Genomic DNA, 17,350 nt, shown 5'->3' on the forward strand with positions numbered 1-17,350 from the left:
AGCCGTACCCCCAGCAGGGGCAGCCCTACCCGCCGCAGGGGCAGCCGTACCCGCCCCAGCAGGGCGGCCAGCCCTACCCGCCGCAGCCGCCGCAGGGCCAGCCCGGCTACTCGCAGCAGCAGTACCAGCAGTCGTACCAGGCCACCCAGGTCGGCATGCCCGCCCCGCAGCAGCCCTACCAGGCGCCGCCGGCCGGGCAGTTCGGCGCGCCGGTGTTCCAGCCGCCCGGCGGCGAGGGCCCGACCGTCCACGACCCGTCGACGCTGCCGGTCAACGACAACGTCAACCCGTACTGCTTCTCGGTCGACCTGAACGGCGCGTACTACCTGCAGAAGGGCAAGATGATCGCCTACTACGGCGACATGCGCTTCTCCGGGATCGGCCGCGGCGTGCTCGACCAGATGCTCGAACGGAACTTCAACTCCCCGCTGCACGCCTCCGACTGGGTGGTGGCCGAGGGCCGCGGCAAGCTGCTGCTCGCCGACCGGGCCTTCGACCTGAACTCCTACGACCTGGAGGACGGCAACCTGACGGTGCGCTCGGGCAACCTGCTGGCCTTCGAACCCACGCTGAAGCTCAAGCAGTCGATCATCCCCGGGTTCCTCACCCTGATCGGCACCGGCAAGTTCGTCGCCGCCTCCAACGGGCCGGTGCACTTCGTCGAGCCGCCGGTCCGGGTCGACCCGCAGGCCCTGGTCGGCTGGGCCGACTGCCCCGCGCCCTGCCACCACTACGACCACAGCTACATGCACGGCCTGATCGGCGGCCTGCGGCACCTGACCGGGCTCGGCGGCGCCAGCGGCGAGGAGCACCAGTTCGAGTTCATCGGCGCCGGCCAGGTGCTGATGCAGTCCACCGAGACCCTGATGGCCGAGCGCTCGGTCGGCGTGGTCGCCGCGGAGGCCGGCGTCCCGGGCTCCGGCGTCCCGCACCAGGCCGGCGGCCAGCAGCTGCCGAACGTCAACGTCCCGGGCCTGGGCAACCTCGGCGACCTCGGCCGCCGGTTCGGCCTGTAGCACCCCGGACGCATCCCGGACGCGTCCCGGACCGGAGGGCGGCACCGCACCGGCGGTGCCGCCCTCCGGCGCGTCTACAGCGGGGTGAACTCGACCGGCAGCGAGACCAGCGCCCGGTGGATCGGCCCCTGCCGCCAGGCGATGCCGTCCGCGGGGACGGCGAGCCGGAGGTCGGTGAGCCGGCTGATCAGGTACTCGACGGCGGTGACCGCCATCAGGACGGCCGGCTGCCGGGCCGGGCAGCGGTGCGGCCCGGCGCCCCAGGCGAGGTGCGCGTAGGAGCCGCCGAGCGACTCGGCCTCGGCGGGGGGCAGCGCCGCCTGCGCGTTGGCGGAGGCGTACGAGACCAGGACCGGCTGCTCGGGGGTGAGCACGGTGCCGTGGAAGACGATCTCCCGGCGCGGGTAGTGCGGGGAGAAGTTCGACAGCGGCGGGTCCTGCCAGAGCACCTCGTTGACGGCGTCGTGCGCGGTCATCGCGCCGCTGTGCAGCGAGCCCGCGTACCGGTCGTCGGAGAGCATCCGCAGCAGCGCGTTGGCGGTGAGGTTGGCGGTCGGCTCGTGGCCCGCCATCAGGGTCAGCGTGATGTGCCGGACCACCTCCTCGTCGGCGAGCTTCGCCGGGTGGTTGAGGAAGGCGGAGATCAGGTCGTGCCGGGGGGTCCCGCGGCGCTCGGCGACCAGCCCGGTGATCACCGCGACCAGGTCGGCGTACGCGGCGGCGGCGCCGGTGGAGGACTCGAAGGCCCGGTTCATCGCGGCGCTGATCCGGTCGATGTCCGGGTCCGGGATGCCGTACCAGGAGGTGAGGATCAGCAGCGGCAGCCGGTAGGCGTACTGGGCCAGCAGGTCGGCCCGGCCGGTGCCGGCGAACTCGGCGATCAGCTGCTCGGCGACGGCGGTGGTGTCGCGCTGCAGCAGGTGGGGCTCCAGGATGCCGACGCTGTCGGTGATCACCTGGCGGTAGCGGGCGTGCGTCTCGCCGTCCGAGAACAGCGCGGTGGGGCGCCAGCCGAACAGCGGGAGCAGCGGGGAGTCGGCGGGCTGGGTGGCCTGCCAGCGGCGGGCGTCCCGGGTCCAGGTCTCGGTGTCGCGGAGGATCTCCAGGGCGACGTGGTAGTCGGTGACCAGCCAGGCGTCGACGCCGGGGGCGAGCTGGACGGGCGCCAGCGGGCCGCGGTCGCGCAGCCGGGCGTAGTGGGTGTGCGGGTCGGCGGCGAACTGCGGGCCGAACAGCGCGGTGCGGGTCACGGGGCGGGCTCCGGGGGGAGGCGGTCCAGGACGTGCTCGGTGAGGGCGATCAGGGCGTCGACGCAGCCCTCGCGTTCCCGGGCGTCGCACTCCAGCAGCGGCGTGGCGGGGTCGAGGTCGAGGGCGGCGCGGATCTTGTCGAGTTCGATCGGCGGGGTGTCGGGGAAGTTGTTGACGGCCACCGCGTAGGAGAGGCCGGCCTCCTCGATCAGGTCCATGGCGTCGAAGGCGTCGGCGAGCCGCCTGGTGTCGACCAGGATCAGCGCGCCGAGGGCGCCGCGGGCGAGGTCCTGCCAGAGCGGCAGGAAGCGCTGCTGCCCGGGGGTGCCGAACAGGTACAGCACGAACTCGCCGTCGGACAGGGTGAGCCGGCCGAAGTCGACGGCGACCGTGGTGGCGGTCTTGCCGGGCGTGCGGGAGGTGTCGTCGACCGGGACGCCGTGGGCCGTCATGGTCTCCTCGGTGTGCAGGGTCGGGATCTCCGACAGCGAGCGCACGAAGGTGGTCTTGCCGACCCCGAACGGCCCGGTGACCATGAGCTTCATCAGGATCGGGTCGGTGGCGGGGAGGTAGGCGGGGGCGCCTGACGGGCCGTCACCGGGCAGGGTGGCGGTGCTACTTGAGGGCGCGAAGTCCACTGAGGAGCCTTTCGGCGAGGTCCCGGCTGACCGGCTGGGCGTTGGGGATCGGGGAGCGCACACGCAGGGCGCCGCGGTCGGCCAGGTCGGCGGCGATGAAGATCGTCGCGCTGACCGGCAGCCGGAGATGGGCGGCGGCCTCGGCGACGGTCAGGGCGCCGGGGCGGACCAGTTCCCATAACTGGCGGTGTTCGCCGCCCAGGCCGGCCGGCAGGTCGGCGGCGGCGTGCAGGATGCTGAGCCGCTCCAGCTGGTGCCCGCCGGGGGCCGCGGTGCGGCCCTGGGTGGCGAGGTAGGCCGGGACGAGGCGGCGGCTGGGGCCGTAGAGGCCGCGGGAGACGGTCATGTGCCGCTCGCCTCCCTGGCCGGGCTGGCGAGCGCCCGGGCGAGCGCCGCGACCTGCACCTGCATCTGGTAGGCGATGGTGCCGAGGTCGGCGCCGGGCGTGGCGAACACCGCGAGCGAGGAGTTCTCCCCGGCCGGGGTGACCACCGCGTAGCCGTGCTCGGACTCGACCACGGTCTGGTTGAGCCGGATCTGCTCGGCGCCGGTGAAGGCGGTGGTGAAGGCGCGGGCCGCGGCGTGCAGCGAGGCGGTCATCGCGGCGACCCGGTCGGCGTTGTCCCGGCCGAGGTCGGCGGAGTGGCCGGTGACCAGGCCGTCGCCGGTGGCGATGACGGCGTTCTGCACGCCCGGCAGTTCGAGCAGCGGCGTGAGGACCCAGGAGAGGTCCTCGGTGTGGCGGCGGAGCTGTGCGGTCACGGGGTGTCGACTCCTTCGGTGGCGGCGGGGCCTTCGGTGCTCGTGGTCGGGTCCGCGGCGCTGCGGCCGGCCAGGGTGCCGGACTGGAGGGCCGACCAGGCGGTGCGGGCCCGGTCGGGGGTCTGGCCCGTCGGGGCGGCGAGGGGGGCGTGGCCCGCCGGGGCGCCGGCGTCCTGCCGGGGGATCCGCGGGGCGCGGCGCTTGCGGGTGGGCAGCGCGTCGCCCGCGTCGAACACCGGCGCGGTCTGGGTGATCGGCCGGGGCGCGAGCGCGGACAGCGGCGCGGCCGGGTCGGTCAGGGTGAGCAGGTCGGCGGGGAGCCGCAGGATGGCCCGGACGCCGCCGTACGGGGAGGGCTCGACCCGGCAGCCGAAGCCGAACTGGCGGCAGAGCAGGCCGATCACGGCGAAGCCGGCCTGCGGCGGGTCGCCGAGTTCGGTGAGCAGCACCTCGGCCTGGCCGTCGAGCAGGTCGCCGGCCCGCTCCAGCTGGTCGGGCTCCATGCCGACGCCCATGTCGTCGACCACCACCAGGGCGCCGGAGCTGCCCTGTTCGATGGAGACCACGACCCGGGTCTCGGGGTGCGAGTAGGCGGTGGCGTTGCCGAGGATCTCGGCGAGCGCGATGGCGACCGGCTCGGCGGCCCGGGCGGCCACCGCGAGCCGGGGTTCGCGCAGGTGGTTGGTGATCTCGACGCGGGCGTAGCCGGACACCCGGGACTGCGCGCCGACGCAGAGCTCGGCGAGCGGGGAGTCCTCCCGGGTCATGCCGGGCCAGGCGCCGGAGAGCACCGCGAGGGACTGCACCCGGCGGAGCGTCAGCTCGTTGCGGAAGTCGAGGGCGAGCAGCCGGGGGTCGTCGACCGAGAGCTGGATCTCCTCCAGCAGCGAGCGGACCTGGATCAGCAGCGCCTGGATCTTGGAGGCGGCGCCGCGCAGCGCGGCCCGGGCGGCGGCGTCGGTGCGCTCGCGCTCGGCGAGCACGGCGCGGACGGCGGCGGCGAGCGCGGTGTCCAGGGCGCGGTGGAGCTCGTCGGTGCCGGTGGCGGGATCGAGCGGCCCGGGCACGGGGGTGCGCGGGTGGGTGAGCGCGGTGGCGGCGGCGGGGAGCCGTTCCTGGGCGAGGTGGGCGGTCTCCCGCAGGGCGGCGGCGAACCGGGCGTCGGCGAGGGTCTGCCGGGCCTCGGCGGCCCGGCCGCGGGCGTCGGCGGCGCGGGCGCCCTCCTCGGCGGCGAGGGCCCGCCGGGTGGCCGCGTCGGCGCGGTTCTCGGCGTCGGCGGCCCGGTGCGCGGCCGTTCGGGCGGTGCGGCTGGCGCGCCGGGCGGACCACAGCAGCGGTCCTCCGGCCAGGGCGGCGCCGGCCAACAGGGCGAGCACGATCTCGACCATGGGGTCCTCGGGGGGTGTCGTCGTACGCGGAACGGATCAGCGGGTCAGACGGTGCTGGTGGCGCTCTCGGCGGCGCGCTGCCGGGCCAGGCCGGCCATCCGGCCGACGACCTCCAGCATGGCGGGGGGCTCGGCCCCGTCGAGGTGCCGGTACTCGGTGCCGAGGGTGACCAGCAGCCGTTCGGGGAGGCCGAGTTCGGGGTAGCGGCGCTCGTCGAGCACGGTCCGGACGGCCTCGGCGAGCGGGACGCCGGCGGCGTGCAGGGCGTGCGCGCGGTCGCGCAGGTAGCGGAGGTAGCCGGCGTGGGCGCGGAGGTCCGCGCGGGTGAGCAGCGGGCCGTGGCCGGGGACGATCGTGGCGGCGCCGGTGTCGAGGAGCCGTTCGACGGCGTCGACCACGTTGCCGAGCGGGCCGGCCCAGTGCACGGCGTGGTCGCCGGGGTGCTCGGCGGTGGAGCCGAAGACGATGTCGCCGGTGAACACGGTGGAGCGGGTGGGCAGGTGGACGATCAGGTCGCCGCTGGTGTGGGCCGGCGGGAGGCTGCTGATCTGCACCGGGATGTCGCCGACCCGGAGTTCGAGCTCACCGGTGAAGACGGTGTCGGGGACGACCGGCGGGGTGTCGGACCAGTCGAAGCAGCCGAAGTGCTCCTGCAGGTAGGAGCCGGTGTCGCTGTCCGGGTCGAGGGTCTGCAGCAGGGCGTGCTGCTGTTCGGGCGTCGGCTCGTAGGCGATGTGGTGCAGCGCCTCGCGGGTGGTGATCACCTCGGCGTCGGGGAGGACGCCGGCGCCCCACAGGTGGTCGCCGTTGGCGTGGGTGACGACGATCCGGTCGACGGTGGCGCCGGGCGGGAGGACGGCGCGGCTGCGGTCGAGGAACTCGCCGGCCAGGGCGCGGTCGTACGGGGTGTCGATCCACAGTGCGCTGCCGGCGGCGGCGACCAGTCCGCAGTTCGCCAGGCCCCAGCCGCGCTGCCGCGGCTGCCAGGCGTACACCCCGTCGGCTATCGAATGGAAATTCGCACTCCGAATCGTCATGTCCGCGATTATGCCTAACGCGGTGTCACCGTCCGACTCCGCCCCATGAATTGGCAAGGAACGGCCCCTGCCGGCCGGTCGGGCCCGCGGGGGCAAGTTGTACAACATTGAACAATATCGGCTATACTCGCGGCATGGACACCCCCGACACCGAAGCGCCGGCGGTCCCCCCCTCCCGCGACGCGGAGCCGGGGACGCCCTGGCTGGACGCCCGTGAGCAGCGGTTCTGGCGCACCCACCTGGAGGTCGGCAAGCTGCTCGACCACCAGTTGAGCCGCGAACTGCAGACCCACGGCCTGGCCATCAACGACTACGAGATCCTGGTCGTGCTCTCCGAGTCCCCGGACCACCGGATGCGGATGACCGACCTGGCCACCGCCACCCTGCAGTCCAAGAGCCGGCTCTCGCACCAGATCACCCGGATGGAGACGGCCGGCCTGGTGCTCCGCCAGGACTGCCCGGGCGACCGCCGCGGACTCTACGCCCACCTGACCGAGCACGGCTGGGACACCCTCCGCAAGGTCGCCCCGGACCACGTCCGCGGCGTCCGCGAGCACTTCGTCGACCGCCTCACCGACGAACAGCTCGACGCCCTCTACACGGCCCTCGCCCCGATCGCCGAACACCTCCGCGGTCTCCGCGGCCGGGGCTAGCGCCCCTCCTCAGGAGGTCAGTTCGGCGACCAGCCGGTCCGCCGCCGCGTACGGGTCGAGTTCGCCCGCCGCGACCTGGCCGGCCAGGGCGTCCAGGTGGCGGTCGCCGCGCAGGTCGCCGATCCGGGCCCGGAGCGCGGCGAGCGTGATCGCCTCGACCTCCTGGGCGGCCCGGCGCCGCCGCCGGGCCTCCAGCTGGCCGCTCCCGGCCAGCCAGTCGTGGTGCTTCTCCAGCGCCTCGACCAGTTCGTCCAGGCCCTCGCCGCGGGCCGCCACGGTCTTGACGATCGGCGGCCGCCAGTCCCCGGCCTGCCGGGACTCGCCCAGGCCGAGCATGTGGTTGAGCTCGCGGGCGGTGGCGTCCGCGCCGTCCCGGTCGGCCTTGTTGACCACGAACACGTCGCCGATCTCCAGGATGCCCGCCTTCGCGGCCTGGATGCCGTCGCCCATGCCGGGGGCCAGCAGCACCACCGAGGTGTCGGCCTGCGCGGCGATCTCCACCTCGGACTGCCCGACGCCGACGGTCTCCACCAGGATCACGTCGCAGCCCGCCCCGTCCAGCACCCGGAGCGCCTGCGGGGCGGCCCAGGCCAGGCCGCCGAGGTGGCCGCGGGTGGCCATCGAGCGGATGAACACCTCCGGGTCGGTGGCGTGCTCCTGCATCCGGACCCGGTCGCCGAGCAGCGCGCCGCCGGAGAACGGCGAGGACGGGTCGACGGCCAGCACGCCGACCCGCTTGCCGCGCTTGCGGTAGGCGCTGACCAGCGCCGAGGTGGAGGTCGACTTGCCCACCCCGGGCGAGCCGGTCAGGCCGACCGTGTACGCCCGCCCGCTGTACGGGGCGAGCGCCGCCATCACCTCGCGCAGCTCCGGCGCGGCGTTCTCCACCAGCGTGATCAGCCGGGCCACCGCCCGGGGACGGCCCTGCCGGGCCTGCTCGACCAGCGTCGCCACATCGGCCATCGGAATCGCTCCTCGCAGCAGAAAGACGGACGCCCCGCCGGGCCGCGTGACACGGCCCGGCGGGGGTCCGGAGGGGTTCGGGTCAGCCCTGCGCGGGGACCTTGACGATCAGCGCGTCGCCCTGGCCGCCGCCGCCGCACAGCGCGGCCGCGCCGACGCCGCCGCCGCGGCGCTGCAGCTCCAGCGCCAGGTGCAGCACCACGCGGGCGCCGGACATGCCGATCGGGTGGCCGAGCGCGATCGCGCCGCCGTTGACGTTGACGATCGAGTCGTCCACGCCGAGGTCCTTCACCGACTGGTGGGCGACCGCGGCGAACGCCTCGTTGATCTCGATCAGGTCGAGGTCGGCGACCTCCAGGCCCTCCTTGGCGAGGGCGTGCCTGATCGCGTTGGACGGCTGCGACTGCAGCGAGTTGTCCGGGCCCGCGACGTTGCCGTGCGCGCCGATCTCGGCGATCCAGCTCAGGCCCAGCTCCTCGGCCTTGGCCCTGCTCATCACCACGACCGCGGCGGCGCCGTCGGAGATCTGCGAGGAGGTGCCGGCCGTGATCGTGCCGTCCTTGGCGAACGCCGGGCGCAGCTTGGCCAGGCCCTCGACGGTGGTGTCGGCGCGGATGCCCTCGTCCTGCGCGAACAGCACCGGGTCGCCCTTGCGCTGCGGGATCGGCACCGGGACGATCTCGGCCTCGAACACGCCGTCGGCCTGGGCCTTGGCGGCGCGCTGGTGCGAGGCGGCGGCGATCGCGTCCTGCACGTCGCGGGTGATGCCGAGGCGGGTGTTGTGCTTCTCGGTGGACTCGCCCATCGGGATGTTCTCGTAGGCGTCGGTCAGGCCGTCGTGGGCCATCGAGTCGAGCATGCCGATCGCGCCGTACTTGAAGCCCTCGCGGGACTTCGGCAGCAGGTGCGGGGCGTTGGTCATCGACTCCTGGCCGCCGGCCACCACGACGTCGAACTCGCCGGCCCGGATCAGCTGGTCGGCGAGCGCGATGGCGTCCAGGCCGGACAGGCAGACCTTGTTGATGGTCAGCGCGGGGACGTTCATCGGGATGCCGGCCTTGACGGCGGCCTGGCGGGCCGGGATCTGGCCCGCGCCGGCCTGCAGCACCTGGCCCATGATCACGTACTGGACCTGCTCGCCGGTGATCCCGGCCCGCTGGAGCGCCGCCTCGATCGCGAAGCCGCCCAGCTCGGCACCGGAGAAGCCCTTGAGCGAGCCGAGCAGCCGCCCCATGGGAGTGCGTGCACCTGCGACGATCACAGAAGTTGTCATGGACGAGCCCCTTCGCGCGTCGGACCAGAGGGTAGGAATGCCGTCAATGTACTGACCGGTCACCCCTGCGTCACCGCCGGGACGATGTGATCAGCGCTACTGGCACTGCCCAGTGAACACCGTGCCGGAACCGGGCAGGGGCGTGTGAGCAGACTCGCAGGGCGCGCCGCTGGCGTGCGCCCGCCGCGATGCGCTGCACTGAGTGCCACCCTCGTTCCCGTCCGCACCCCTCGGAGGACTCCACCGTGCTGACCCGCATCGACCACATCGGCATCGCCTGCTTCGACCTGGACCGCACCGTCGAGTTCTACCGCTCCACCTACGGCTTCGAGGTGTTCCACACCGAGGTCAACGAGGAGCAGGGCGTCCGCGAGGCCATGCTGAAGATCAACGACACCGGCGACGGCGGCGCCTCCTACCTCCAGCTGCTGGAGCCGACCCGGGAGGACTCCACGGTCGCCAAGTGGCTGGCCAAGAACGGCGAGGGCGTGCACCACATCGCCTTCGGCACCGCGGACGTCGACGGGGACGCCGCCGCGATCGCCGGCAAGGGCGTGCGGGTGCTGTACGACGAGCCGCGGCGCGGCTCGATGGGCTCCCGGATCACCTTCCTGCACCCCAAGGACTGCGGCGGCGTGCTGACCGAACTGGTCACCTCCGCGGAGCCCGGCGAGCACTGAGCCGAGCACCGGGCCGAGCACCGGGCGGCCGCCGCCGGGGCGGGCCGTCCGGTAACGAACCGGCCGGTAACTTCCGAAAAGACCCTCGCCCCCATTCCCCCCGCAGCGGCTCCCACTACAATGCCCAGGTGCGCAGGTACCACCGGTCCGCGCACCGCAGGGGAGTCCACGACGCGGGCACGGCCGAACGGTCGCCGTTCGGATCTGTCACCATTCTCCAGAGGCAACAGATCGCTCGGCAGTCCACCCGGACGGCGGAGCGGTGGCAAGGACCAACCGGTCCGACCCGGCAGGCTGCGGGACGGACCGGCCCGGTCGAGGACGCGACCAGGAGATGGATGGGACCGCGGAGTGCGGGGCTACGACCGCTACGAGGTTGAGGATCACCTCTCCAAGTTCGAGGCCGAGCTGGAGAAGGCCCGCAAGGAGCGGGACAAGACCGTCGAGCACGCCGACGACCTCGCCTACCAGGTGGAGGTGCTCCGGGCCAAGCTGCACGAGGCCCGCCGGCAGCTCGCCCAGCCGCGCGCCTTCGACTCCGTCTCCGGCCAGGCCGAACAGGTCCTGCGCAACGCCGAGATGCAGGCCGAGGCGCTCCGCGCGGACGCCGAGCGCGCGCTGCGCGAGTCGCAGGCCGCCACCCAGCGGATGATGGCCGAGGCCGCCGAGCGGACCGCCCAGTTGGAGGCCGAGTTCAACGCCCGGCGCCGCCGGCTGGAGGAGGAGCTCACCGAGTTCCGGGCCGCCGCCGAGCGCCACGTCAACGAGAACGTCAACTGGGCCGAGCAGACCCGCGCCGGCACCGAGCAGGAGGCCCAGCGCCTGCTCCAGGAGGCCCGGGTCGAGGCCGAGCGGATGATGGCCGCGGTCCGCGCCGAGGCCGCCGCGCTCGCCGACCAGGCCCGCGCCCAGACCGCCGCCGACGTCGACGCCGCCCGCGGCGAGGCCCAGGCCCAGGCCCAGGCCGCCCTGCTGCGCGCCCAGACCGACGCCGAACGCCTGCTGCGGGCCGCCTCCGAGCAGGCCCAGCAGACCGGCGCCCAGGCCGAGGAGCACCGCGCCGCCACCCTCGGCGCCGCCCAGCAGCAGCTCGCCGACGCGCACGCCGCCGCCGAGCAGAAGCTGGCCGCCGCCGAGGCCGAGATCACCGCCCTCAAGCAGCAGGCCCGCTCCGACCAGGAGCGCGCCGAGGCCGCCCTGGCCGGCGCCCAGGCCGAGATAGAGCGGCTGCGCGCCGAGGCGCTGGCCGAGACCGAGCGGGCCCGCGCCGAGGCCGCCCGGACCCGCGAGGAGGCCACCGCCGCCGCGCAGCGCCTGCAGGCCGAGGCCACCAGCGAGGCCGAGCGCAAGGTCGCCGACGGCGCCGCCGCCTCCGAGCAGCGCTCCGCGACCGCCCGCGCCGAGATCGCCAAGATGGTGGCCGCCGCCACCCGCGAGGCGGACCTGATCCGCTCCGCCGCCGCCACCGTCCAGGCCGAGGCGGACGCCGCCAGGGCCGCCGCCCGCGAGGAGAGCGAGCGGCTGCGCGGCGCCGCCGAGTCGGTCGCCGCCGAACTGCGCGCCGAGGCCGAGGCGGAGATCGCCGAGCAGCGGGCCGCCGCCGAGGGCGAGACCGCCGCGCTGCGCGAGGCCGCCGCCGCCGAGGCCGAGCGGCTGCGCGTCGAGGCCGAGGAGGCCGGCCGCGCCGAGGGCGCCAAGGACGCCGCGCTCCGGCTGGCCCGCGCCGCCAAGCAGGCCGAGGAGGTGCTGGCCCGGGCCGGCACCGACGCCGAGTCCACCCGCGGCGAGGCCGCCGCGGAGGCCGAGCGGCTGGTCGGGCACGCCAAGTCCGAGGCGCGGACCCTGCTGGAGCAGGCCCGCGAGGCCGTCGAGCAGGCGCAGAACGCCGCGATGGAGGACGCCGCCTCGATCCGCGAGCAGCTGGAGCGGATGCAGGCCGAGGCCGCGACCGCCCGCGAGCAGGCCGAGGAGCAGCGCGCCGCCGCCGAGGCGGAGGCCGAGCGGGTCCGGGCCGAGGCCCGCCGGCAGGCCGCCGTCCAGGTCGAGGAGTCCGCCAAGCAGGCCGAGGAGCTGCTCACCACCGCCAAGACCGATGCCGACGCGCTGCGCTCCGGCGCCGCCGAGGAGGTCGAGCGGCTGCGCGCCGAGGCCCGCGAGCAGGCCGCCGCCGTGCAGGGCCGGGCCGAGCAGACCCTGACCCGGGCCCGCACCGAGGGCGAGAAGCTGACCGCCGCCGCCGAGCGGGAGCGCCGGGAGAAGCTGACGGCGGCCCAGGAGGCCGCCGACGAGCGGCTGGCCGAGGCCGAGCGGGACGCCGCCGCGCTGCGCGAGCAGGCCGAGGCCGCCGCGGCGACCGTCCGGGCCGAGGCCGGGGCCGCCGCCGAGGCGCTGCGCGCCGACGCCGCGCAGTGGGCCGAGGAGCACCGGGCGCAGGCCGAGGAGGCCGGGCAGACCGTCCGGACCGAGGCCGAGCAGGCCGCCCGACTGGTCGCCGAGCAGGCCGAGGCCGCTGCGGCGGCACTGCGCGAGGAGGCCGCCGCCGCCCGCGAGGCCGCCCGCGCCGAGCTGGAGCGCGAGCAGGCCGAGAGCGCCGAGCGGCTCGCCGAGGCGGCCGCGATCCGGGCCGCCGCGGACGGCACGGCCGAGCAGGTCCGGACGGCCGCCGAGGCCGAGGCCGGGCAGCTGCGCGCCGAGGCCGAGCAGGCCCTCGCCGCCGCCCGCACGGACGCCGCGGCACTGGGTGCCGAGGCCGAGGCCGACCGCGCCGAGGCCGCCCGCCTGCGCGAGGAGGCGGCCGGCGCCGCGGCCGAGCTGCGGGCCGCCGCCGAGGAGTACGACCGCGAGCTGCGCGAGGGCGCGGACCGCGAGACCGCCGAGCAGCGCGCCGCGGCCGAGCGGGAGAGCGCCGAGCTGCGGGAGACCGCCGGGCGCGAGGTCGCCGAACTGCGCGAGAGCGCCGACCGCGAGACCGCCGAGCAGCGCGCCGTGGTCGACCAGGAGACCGCCGACCTGCGGGCCGCCGCCGAGCGCGAGAGCACCGAGCTGCGCACCGCCGCCGCCGCGTACGACCGCGAGCTGCGGGCGTCCGCCGAGCGGGAGGCCGCCGAGCTGCGGGAGGCCGCCGAGCGGGCCGCCGAGGAGGTGCGGGCGCAGGGCGAGGCCCGGGCCGCCGCGCTGGTCGAGGCGGCCGAGCAGGAGGCCGCCGAGGTCCGGCAGTCGGTGGCGGGCCTGCACGAGGGCGCGAGCCGGCAGATCGCCGAGCTGCGGGAGACCGCCGAGCGCGAGGTCGCCGAGCTGCGCGCGGCCGCCGCGGAGTACGACCGCGAGCTGCGCGCGACCGCGGACCGGGAGACCGCCGAACTCCGGGAGGCCGCGGCCGAGTTCGTCCGGCAGCAGCAGGCCGGGGCGGAGGCCGGGGCGCAGCGCGCGCTGGCCGAGGCCGAGGAGCTGGCGATGGCGGCGCTGGCCGAGGCGGAGGAGCGGGCGGCGGCGCTGCGCGCGGACGCCGAGGAGTACGCGCTGGCGACCCGGACGCTGGCGGAGGAGTTCGACGCGGACATCAGGTCCCGCGCGGAGTCCTTCGACCGGGAGACCCGGGAGGCCGCCGAGGCGTACGACCGGTCGACCCGCGACCGGGCCAAGTCGGTGCTGGAGAAGGCGTTCGCGGACGCCGAGCAGCTCGGCGAGGAGGCCCAGGCCGAGGCGCTGGCCACTGCCACGGCGGCCGAGGAGCAGGCCGACGCGATGGTGTCGGCGGCCCGCCAGGAGGCGGAGCGGCTGCGCGCGGAGGCCGAGGCGCAGGGCACGTCCGAGGTGGAGAAGGCCCGTGCGGACGCGGACGCGCTGCTCTCCGAGGCCCGCCGGGACTCCACGGCGATCCGGGAGCGCGCGGAGGAGCTGCGGGAGCGGACCGACGCGGAGATCGAGTCGCTGCACGAGCGCGCCCGCAAGGAGAACGCGCAGGCGATGAAGTCGGCCGGCGAGCGGGTGGACGCGCTGGTGACGGCGGCCCAGGAGCAGCTGACCGAGGCCGAGGAGCAGGCGCAGGCGCAGGTCGCGGAGGCCGAGGAGCGGGCCGCGGAGCTGGTCGCGGCGGCCGAGGCGCGGGCCGCGGAGCTGACCTCGGAGGCGTCCGCGGAGGCGGGCCGGGTCCGGATCGCGGCGGTGCGCAAGGCGGAGACGCTGCTGAAGGAGGCCGAGAACAAGCTCGCGGACTCCACCACCCGGGCCGAGGCGCTGATCATCAAGGCCGAGGCGAAGCTGAAGGCTGCCGAGATGGAGTCCGAGGAGCAGGTGGAGGCGGCCGCCGACCAGGCCGCGTCCCGGCTGAAGCGGGCCGACGACGAGGCCGAGAAGCGGGTCCGCCGGGCGGGTTCGGACGCCGAGGAGCAGGTGCGGCTGGCGGCCGAGGAGGCGGAGCGGCTGCTCGCCGAGGCCCGGGCCGAGGCGAAGCGCGTGACCGACGAGGGCCAGCGGGAGTTGGACGAACTGGTCCGTCGCCGCAAGGACATCAACACCGAGATCTCTCGGGTCCAGGACGTGCTGTCGGCGCTGGAGGCCTTCGAGTCGCCCGCGTCGTCGGGCCACAACAGCGGGGGAAACAGGAAGGACGGAGGGCCCAAGGCCGGTGCCGGGGTGGGCTCTCCGCGGTCGGGAGGCAATCGCTCCGGGGGCGCGCCACCCGATTGAGCGGTCATTGTCCGCGAACCAACGGTGTTTCGCCGTTGACACTCCGGTACCGTGTCAGGATTCCCTCAACCATCTCAGCGGTTTGACGACAGGAAGCCCAGAAATCCCATGAGCGACAGTCACTCCCCGCACGGCTTCGACCTGGTACGCCGTGGGTACGAGCGCGCCCAGGTCGACGAGCGGATCGCCAAGCTGGTGGCCGACCGCGACAGTGCGCTCTCCCGGATCAGCGCGCTGGAGAAGCGCATCGAGGAACTCCACCTGGAGACCCAGACGGCGCAGGCCGCGGTCACCGAGGCGGAGCCCTCCTACGCCGGCCTCGGCGCCCGGGTGGAGAAGATCCTCCGCCTCGCCGAGGAAGAGGCGAAGGACCTGCGCGACGAGGCGCACCGCGCCGCCGAGCAGCACCGCGAGCTGGCCGAGGCCGCCGCGCAGCAGGTCCGCACCGAGGCCGAGAACTACGCCAAGGACCGCAAGGCCAAGGCGGAGGACGAGGGTCTGCGGATCGTCGACAAGGCGAAGTCGGACGCGGCGCAGCTGCGGGCCGAGGCCAACAAGGACGCGCAGAACAAGCGTGAGGAGGCGGACGCCCTCTTCGAGGAGACCCGCACCAAGGCCGCGCAGGCCGCGCTGGAGTTCGAGACCAACCTGGCCAAGCGCCGGGAGCAGTCGGAGCGCGACCTGGCGGCCCGTCAGGCCAAGGCCGAGAAGCGCCTCGCCGAGATCGAGCACCGGGCCGAGCAGCTCCGCCTGGAGGCGGAGAAGCTGCGCACGGACGCCGAGCGCCGCTCCCGCCAGACCATCGAGACGGCGCAGCGCCAGGCCGAGGACATCGTGGCCGACGCCAACGCCAAGGCCGACCGGGTCCGCAGCGAGTCGGAGCGCGAGCTGGCGGCGCTCACCAACCGCCGCGACTCGATCAACGCGCAGCTGACCAACGTCCGCGAGATGCTGGCCACCCTGACGGGCGCGGCGGTGGCCGCGGCCACGCTGCCGACCGACGACTCCCTGGGCGTGCCGGCGCAGCAGTCCCGCTGACCCGTCGTCCGGACCGCTGAGCGTCCGGGAGGGCCCGGAGCCGTCTGGCTCCGGGCCCTCCCGCGTTCCCCGGCGGGCCGCCGTTCTCCGACGGGCCGTCAGGCGCCGTGCTGCTTGACCCGCTTGAGCAGGGCCCGGACGGCGGCGCTGAAGGTCTCGGGGGCCTCCAGCGGGGAGAGGTGGCCGACGGCGGGGATGACGGTCAGTTCGGCGTCGCCGAGGGCCTCGGCCATCATCCGGGCCTCGGCGAGCGGGGTGATGGTGTCGAGTTCGCCGACGATGACCGCGGCGGGCACCTCCAGGGCGGCCAGGTCGTCCAGCGAGTCGGGGCGGGCCGCCATCGCGCGCTGCGCCCGGGCGACCGCGGCCGGGTCGGCCTCGGCGATCATCCGCCGTACGGTGTCGACGAGTTCGGGTTCGGCGCCGGGCGAGAGCAGGTTCTCCGCGGTGCCCTCCTCGATCAGCAGGTCGACGTTCCCGGCGGCGAGCACGGCGGCGGCGATCCGTTCCCGGTTGTTCCGGCCGGCCTCGGTGTCGACGGTGGCCCGGGTGTCGGCGAGGACGAGTCCGGCGAGGCGTTCGGGGTACCGGCGGGCGAAGGCCATCGCCACGTACCCGCCCATGGAGAGGCCGCCCAGCACGGCACGCTCCAGGTCGAGGCGGTCGAGCAGGTCGGCCACCCGGTCGGCGGCGTCGTCCAGCGTGTGCGGCCGGTCGTCGAGCGGGGCGGCGCCGAACCCGAACTGGTCCGGGGCGACGACCCGGGCGTCGTCCCCGGCCGGGCCGGGTACCCGTTCCAATTGGGCCTCCCACATCCGCGCGGAGAGCGGGTAGGCGTGCAGCAGGACGAGCGGGGTGCCGGTGCCGTTCTCGCGGACGGTCGGCGCGCTGGGGGAGGTCATGGGCTCCACCGTAGGGCCCGTCGGGCACGCCCCGGGCGACGATAGTCCGTTTTGTCGGTTTTTTGTCCTAACCTGGCTCCGGACCAAGGAGTGGTAAATGATCGAGTTGCACCATCTGACGAAGCGTTATGGTGACAAGTTGGCCGTCACCGATCTGAACTTCCGGATCCCGGAGGGAGTGGTGACCGGTTTCCTCGGCCCGAACGGCGCCGGCAAGTCGACCACCATGCGGATGATCCTCGACCTCGACCAGCCGACCGGCGGCCGGGTCACCATCGGCGGCAAGCGCTACGCCGACATCCGGGACCCGCTGCGCGAGATCGGCGCCCTGCTGGAGGCCAAGGCCGTCCATCCCGGCCGCACCGCCTACGACCACCTGCTGTGGATGGCGCAGTCCAACCGCATCCCGCGCGCCCGGGTCGACGAGGTGCTGGAGCTGGTCGGCCTGACCTCGGTCGCGAAGAAGCGCGCCCGCGGCTTCTCGCTCGGCATGGGCCAGCGCCTGGGCATCGCCTCCGCGCTGCTCGGCGACCCGAAGACCCTGATGTTCGACGAGCCGGTGAACGGGCTCGACCCCGAGGGCATCCTGTGGATCAGGAACCTGATGAAGGGTCTGGCCGCCGAGGGGCGCACGGTGTTCGTCTCCTCGCACCTGATGAGCGAGATGGCGCTGACCGCCGACCACCTGGTGGTGATCGGCCGCGGCCGGCTGCTCGCCGACCTGCCGATGGCCGAGTTCATCAAGCGCAACTCCCGCTCCTCGGTGCGGCTGCGCACCCCGCACCAGGAGCAGCTGCTGAACGCCCTGCGCGGTGCCGGCCTGACGCCCGAGCAGGGCCCGGACGGCACCTGGGAGGTGGTCGACGGCGACCCGGTCTTCCTCGGCGACCTGGCCGCCGCGCACGGCATCACCCTGCACGAACTGAGCCCGCAGCAGGCTTCGCTGGAGGAGGCGTTCATGCAGATGACCGCCGACTCGGTGGAGTACCAGGCCGGTGGCCGCCCCACCGGGCAGCCGCAGCCCGTCTGGGGCGCCGACCGGGCCGGAAAGGAGAACTGAG

Annotated in this window: 15 protein-coding genes; 6 read left to right on the forward strand and 9 right to left on the reverse strand. The window is 74.9% G+C overall.

Features of this window, described 5'->3' with window-relative positions:
* Positions 1 to 155 precede the first annotated feature (155 nt).
* Positions 156 to 1,016, forward strand: a complete 861-nt coding sequence (locus tag ACIQBJ_RS27535) for an AIM24 family protein (protein WP_400715841.1) — start codon at positions 156 to 158, stop codon at positions 1,014 to 1,016.
* A gap of 74 nt (positions 1,017 to 1,090) precedes the next feature.
* On the opposite strand, the gene ACIQBJ_RS27540 is transcribed toward ACIQBJ_RS27535, so the two are convergent.
* The 6 genes from ACIQBJ_RS27540 to ACIQBJ_RS27565 form a co-directional block, all read right to left on the reverse strand.
* Positions 1,091 to 2,266, reverse strand: coding sequence for a cytochrome P450 (locus ACIQBJ_RS27540; protein WP_400715735.1), 1,176 nt, complete (start codon positions 2,264 to 2,266; stop codon positions 1,091 to 1,093).
* A complete protein-coding gene (locus ACIQBJ_RS27545; RefSeq protein ID WP_400715843.1) occupies positions 2,263 to 2,811 on the reverse strand; it encodes a GTP-binding protein in 549 nt (182 codons plus the stop codon). The genes ACIQBJ_RS27540 and ACIQBJ_RS27545 overlap by 4 nt, the downstream gene beginning before the upstream one ends.
* 70 nt (positions 2,812 to 2,881) lie before the next feature.
* Positions 2,882 to 3,250, reverse strand: a complete 369-nt coding sequence (locus ACIQBJ_RS27550) for a DUF742 domain-containing protein (protein ID WP_400715736.1) — start codon at positions 3,248 to 3,250, stop codon at positions 2,882 to 2,884.
* Positions 3,247 to 3,666 carry a roadblock/LC7 domain-containing protein gene (locus tag ACIQBJ_RS27555; protein ID WP_400715738.1) on the reverse strand — a complete coding sequence of 140 codons (420 nt, stop codon included), beginning with the start codon at positions 3,664 to 3,666 and terminating at the stop codon, positions 3,247 to 3,249. The genes ACIQBJ_RS27550 and ACIQBJ_RS27555 overlap by 4 nt, the downstream gene beginning before the upstream one ends.
* Positions 3,663 to 5,054 carry an ATP-binding protein gene (locus ACIQBJ_RS27560; RefSeq protein WP_400715740.1) on the reverse strand — a complete coding sequence of 464 codons (1,392 nt, stop codon included), beginning with the start codon at positions 5,052 to 5,054 and terminating at the stop codon, positions 3,663 to 3,665. The genes ACIQBJ_RS27555 and ACIQBJ_RS27560 overlap by 4 nt, the downstream gene beginning before the upstream one ends.
* Positions 5,055 to 5,098: 44 nt before the next feature.
* Positions 5,099 to 6,091 (reverse strand): MBL fold metallo-hydrolase, encoded by a 993-nt coding sequence (locus ACIQBJ_RS27565; protein ID WP_400715742.1) that lies wholly within the window; start codon positions 6,089 to 6,091, stop codon positions 5,099 to 5,101.
* Positions 6,092 to 6,225: 134 nt separating this feature from the next.
* Between ACIQBJ_RS27565 and ACIQBJ_RS27570 the strand changes: the two genes are divergently transcribed.
* Positions 6,226 to 6,744, forward strand: coding sequence for a MarR family winged helix-turn-helix transcriptional regulator (locus ACIQBJ_RS27570; protein ID WP_400715744.1), 519 nt, complete (start codon positions 6,226 to 6,228; stop codon positions 6,742 to 6,744).
* A 9-nt stretch (positions 6,745 to 6,753) separates the two neighbouring features.
* Here the strand turns inward: ACIQBJ_RS27570 and meaB are convergent, their stop codons facing one another.
* Both meaB and ACIQBJ_RS27580 read right to left on the reverse strand, forming a co-directional pair.
* Complete coding sequence (meaB, locus tag ACIQBJ_RS27575) at positions 6,754 to 7,707, reverse strand: methylmalonyl Co-A mutase-associated GTPase MeaB (RefSeq protein WP_400715746.1); 954 nt, start codon at positions 7,705 to 7,707, stop codon at positions 6,754 to 6,756.
* A gap of 82 nt (positions 7,708 to 7,789) precedes the next feature.
* Complete coding sequence (locus ACIQBJ_RS27580) at positions 7,790 to 8,980, reverse strand: acetyl-CoA C-acetyltransferase (protein ID WP_400715748.1); 1,191 nt, start codon at positions 8,978 to 8,980, stop codon at positions 7,790 to 7,792.
* A gap of 245 nt (positions 8,981 to 9,225) precedes the next feature.
* Between ACIQBJ_RS27580 and mce the strand changes: the two genes are divergently transcribed.
* From mce to ACIQBJ_RS27595, 3 genes are all read left to right on the forward strand, one after another.
* Positions 9,226 to 9,660 (forward strand): methylmalonyl-CoA epimerase, encoded by a 435-nt coding sequence (mce, locus tag ACIQBJ_RS27585; protein WP_400715750.1) that lies wholly within the window; start codon positions 9,226 to 9,228, stop codon positions 9,658 to 9,660.
* Between the two features lie 351 nt (positions 9,661 to 10,011).
* Positions 10,012 to 14,349: a hypothetical protein gene (locus tag ACIQBJ_RS27590; protein ID WP_400715752.1), complete on the forward strand. Its 4,338-nt coding sequence runs from the start codon at positions 10,012 to 10,014 to the stop codon at positions 14,347 to 14,349.
* Positions 14,350 to 14,457: 108 nt separating this feature from the next.
* Positions 14,458 to 15,387, forward strand: coding sequence for a cellulose-binding protein (locus ACIQBJ_RS27595; protein WP_043916053.1), 930 nt, complete (start codon positions 14,458 to 14,460; stop codon positions 15,385 to 15,387).
* 98 nt (positions 15,388 to 15,485) lie between these two features.
* Here the strand turns inward: ACIQBJ_RS27595 and ACIQBJ_RS27600 are convergent, their stop codons facing one another.
* The gene (locus tag ACIQBJ_RS27600; RefSeq protein WP_400715755.1) at positions 15,486 to 16,289 is read right to left on the reverse strand and encodes an alpha/beta fold hydrolase; all 804 of its coding nucleotides are present in this window, start codon (positions 16,287 to 16,289) and stop codon (positions 15,486 to 15,488) included.
* A 97-nt stretch (positions 16,290 to 16,386) separates the two neighbouring features.
* Here ACIQBJ_RS27600 and ACIQBJ_RS27605 point away from each other — a divergent pair, with 97 nt between their 5' ends.
* Positions 16,387 to 17,349 carry an ABC transporter ATP-binding protein gene (locus tag ACIQBJ_RS27605; protein WP_400715757.1) on the forward strand — a complete coding sequence of 321 codons (963 nt, stop codon included), beginning with the start codon at positions 16,387 to 16,389 and terminating at the stop codon, positions 17,347 to 17,349.
* Position 17,350: the final 1 nt, after the last annotated feature.

This window comes from Kitasatospora sp. NPDC088391 (assembly GCF_044753345.1).
GTDB lineage: Bacteria > Actinomycetota > Actinomycetes > Streptomycetales > Streptomycetaceae > Kitasatospora.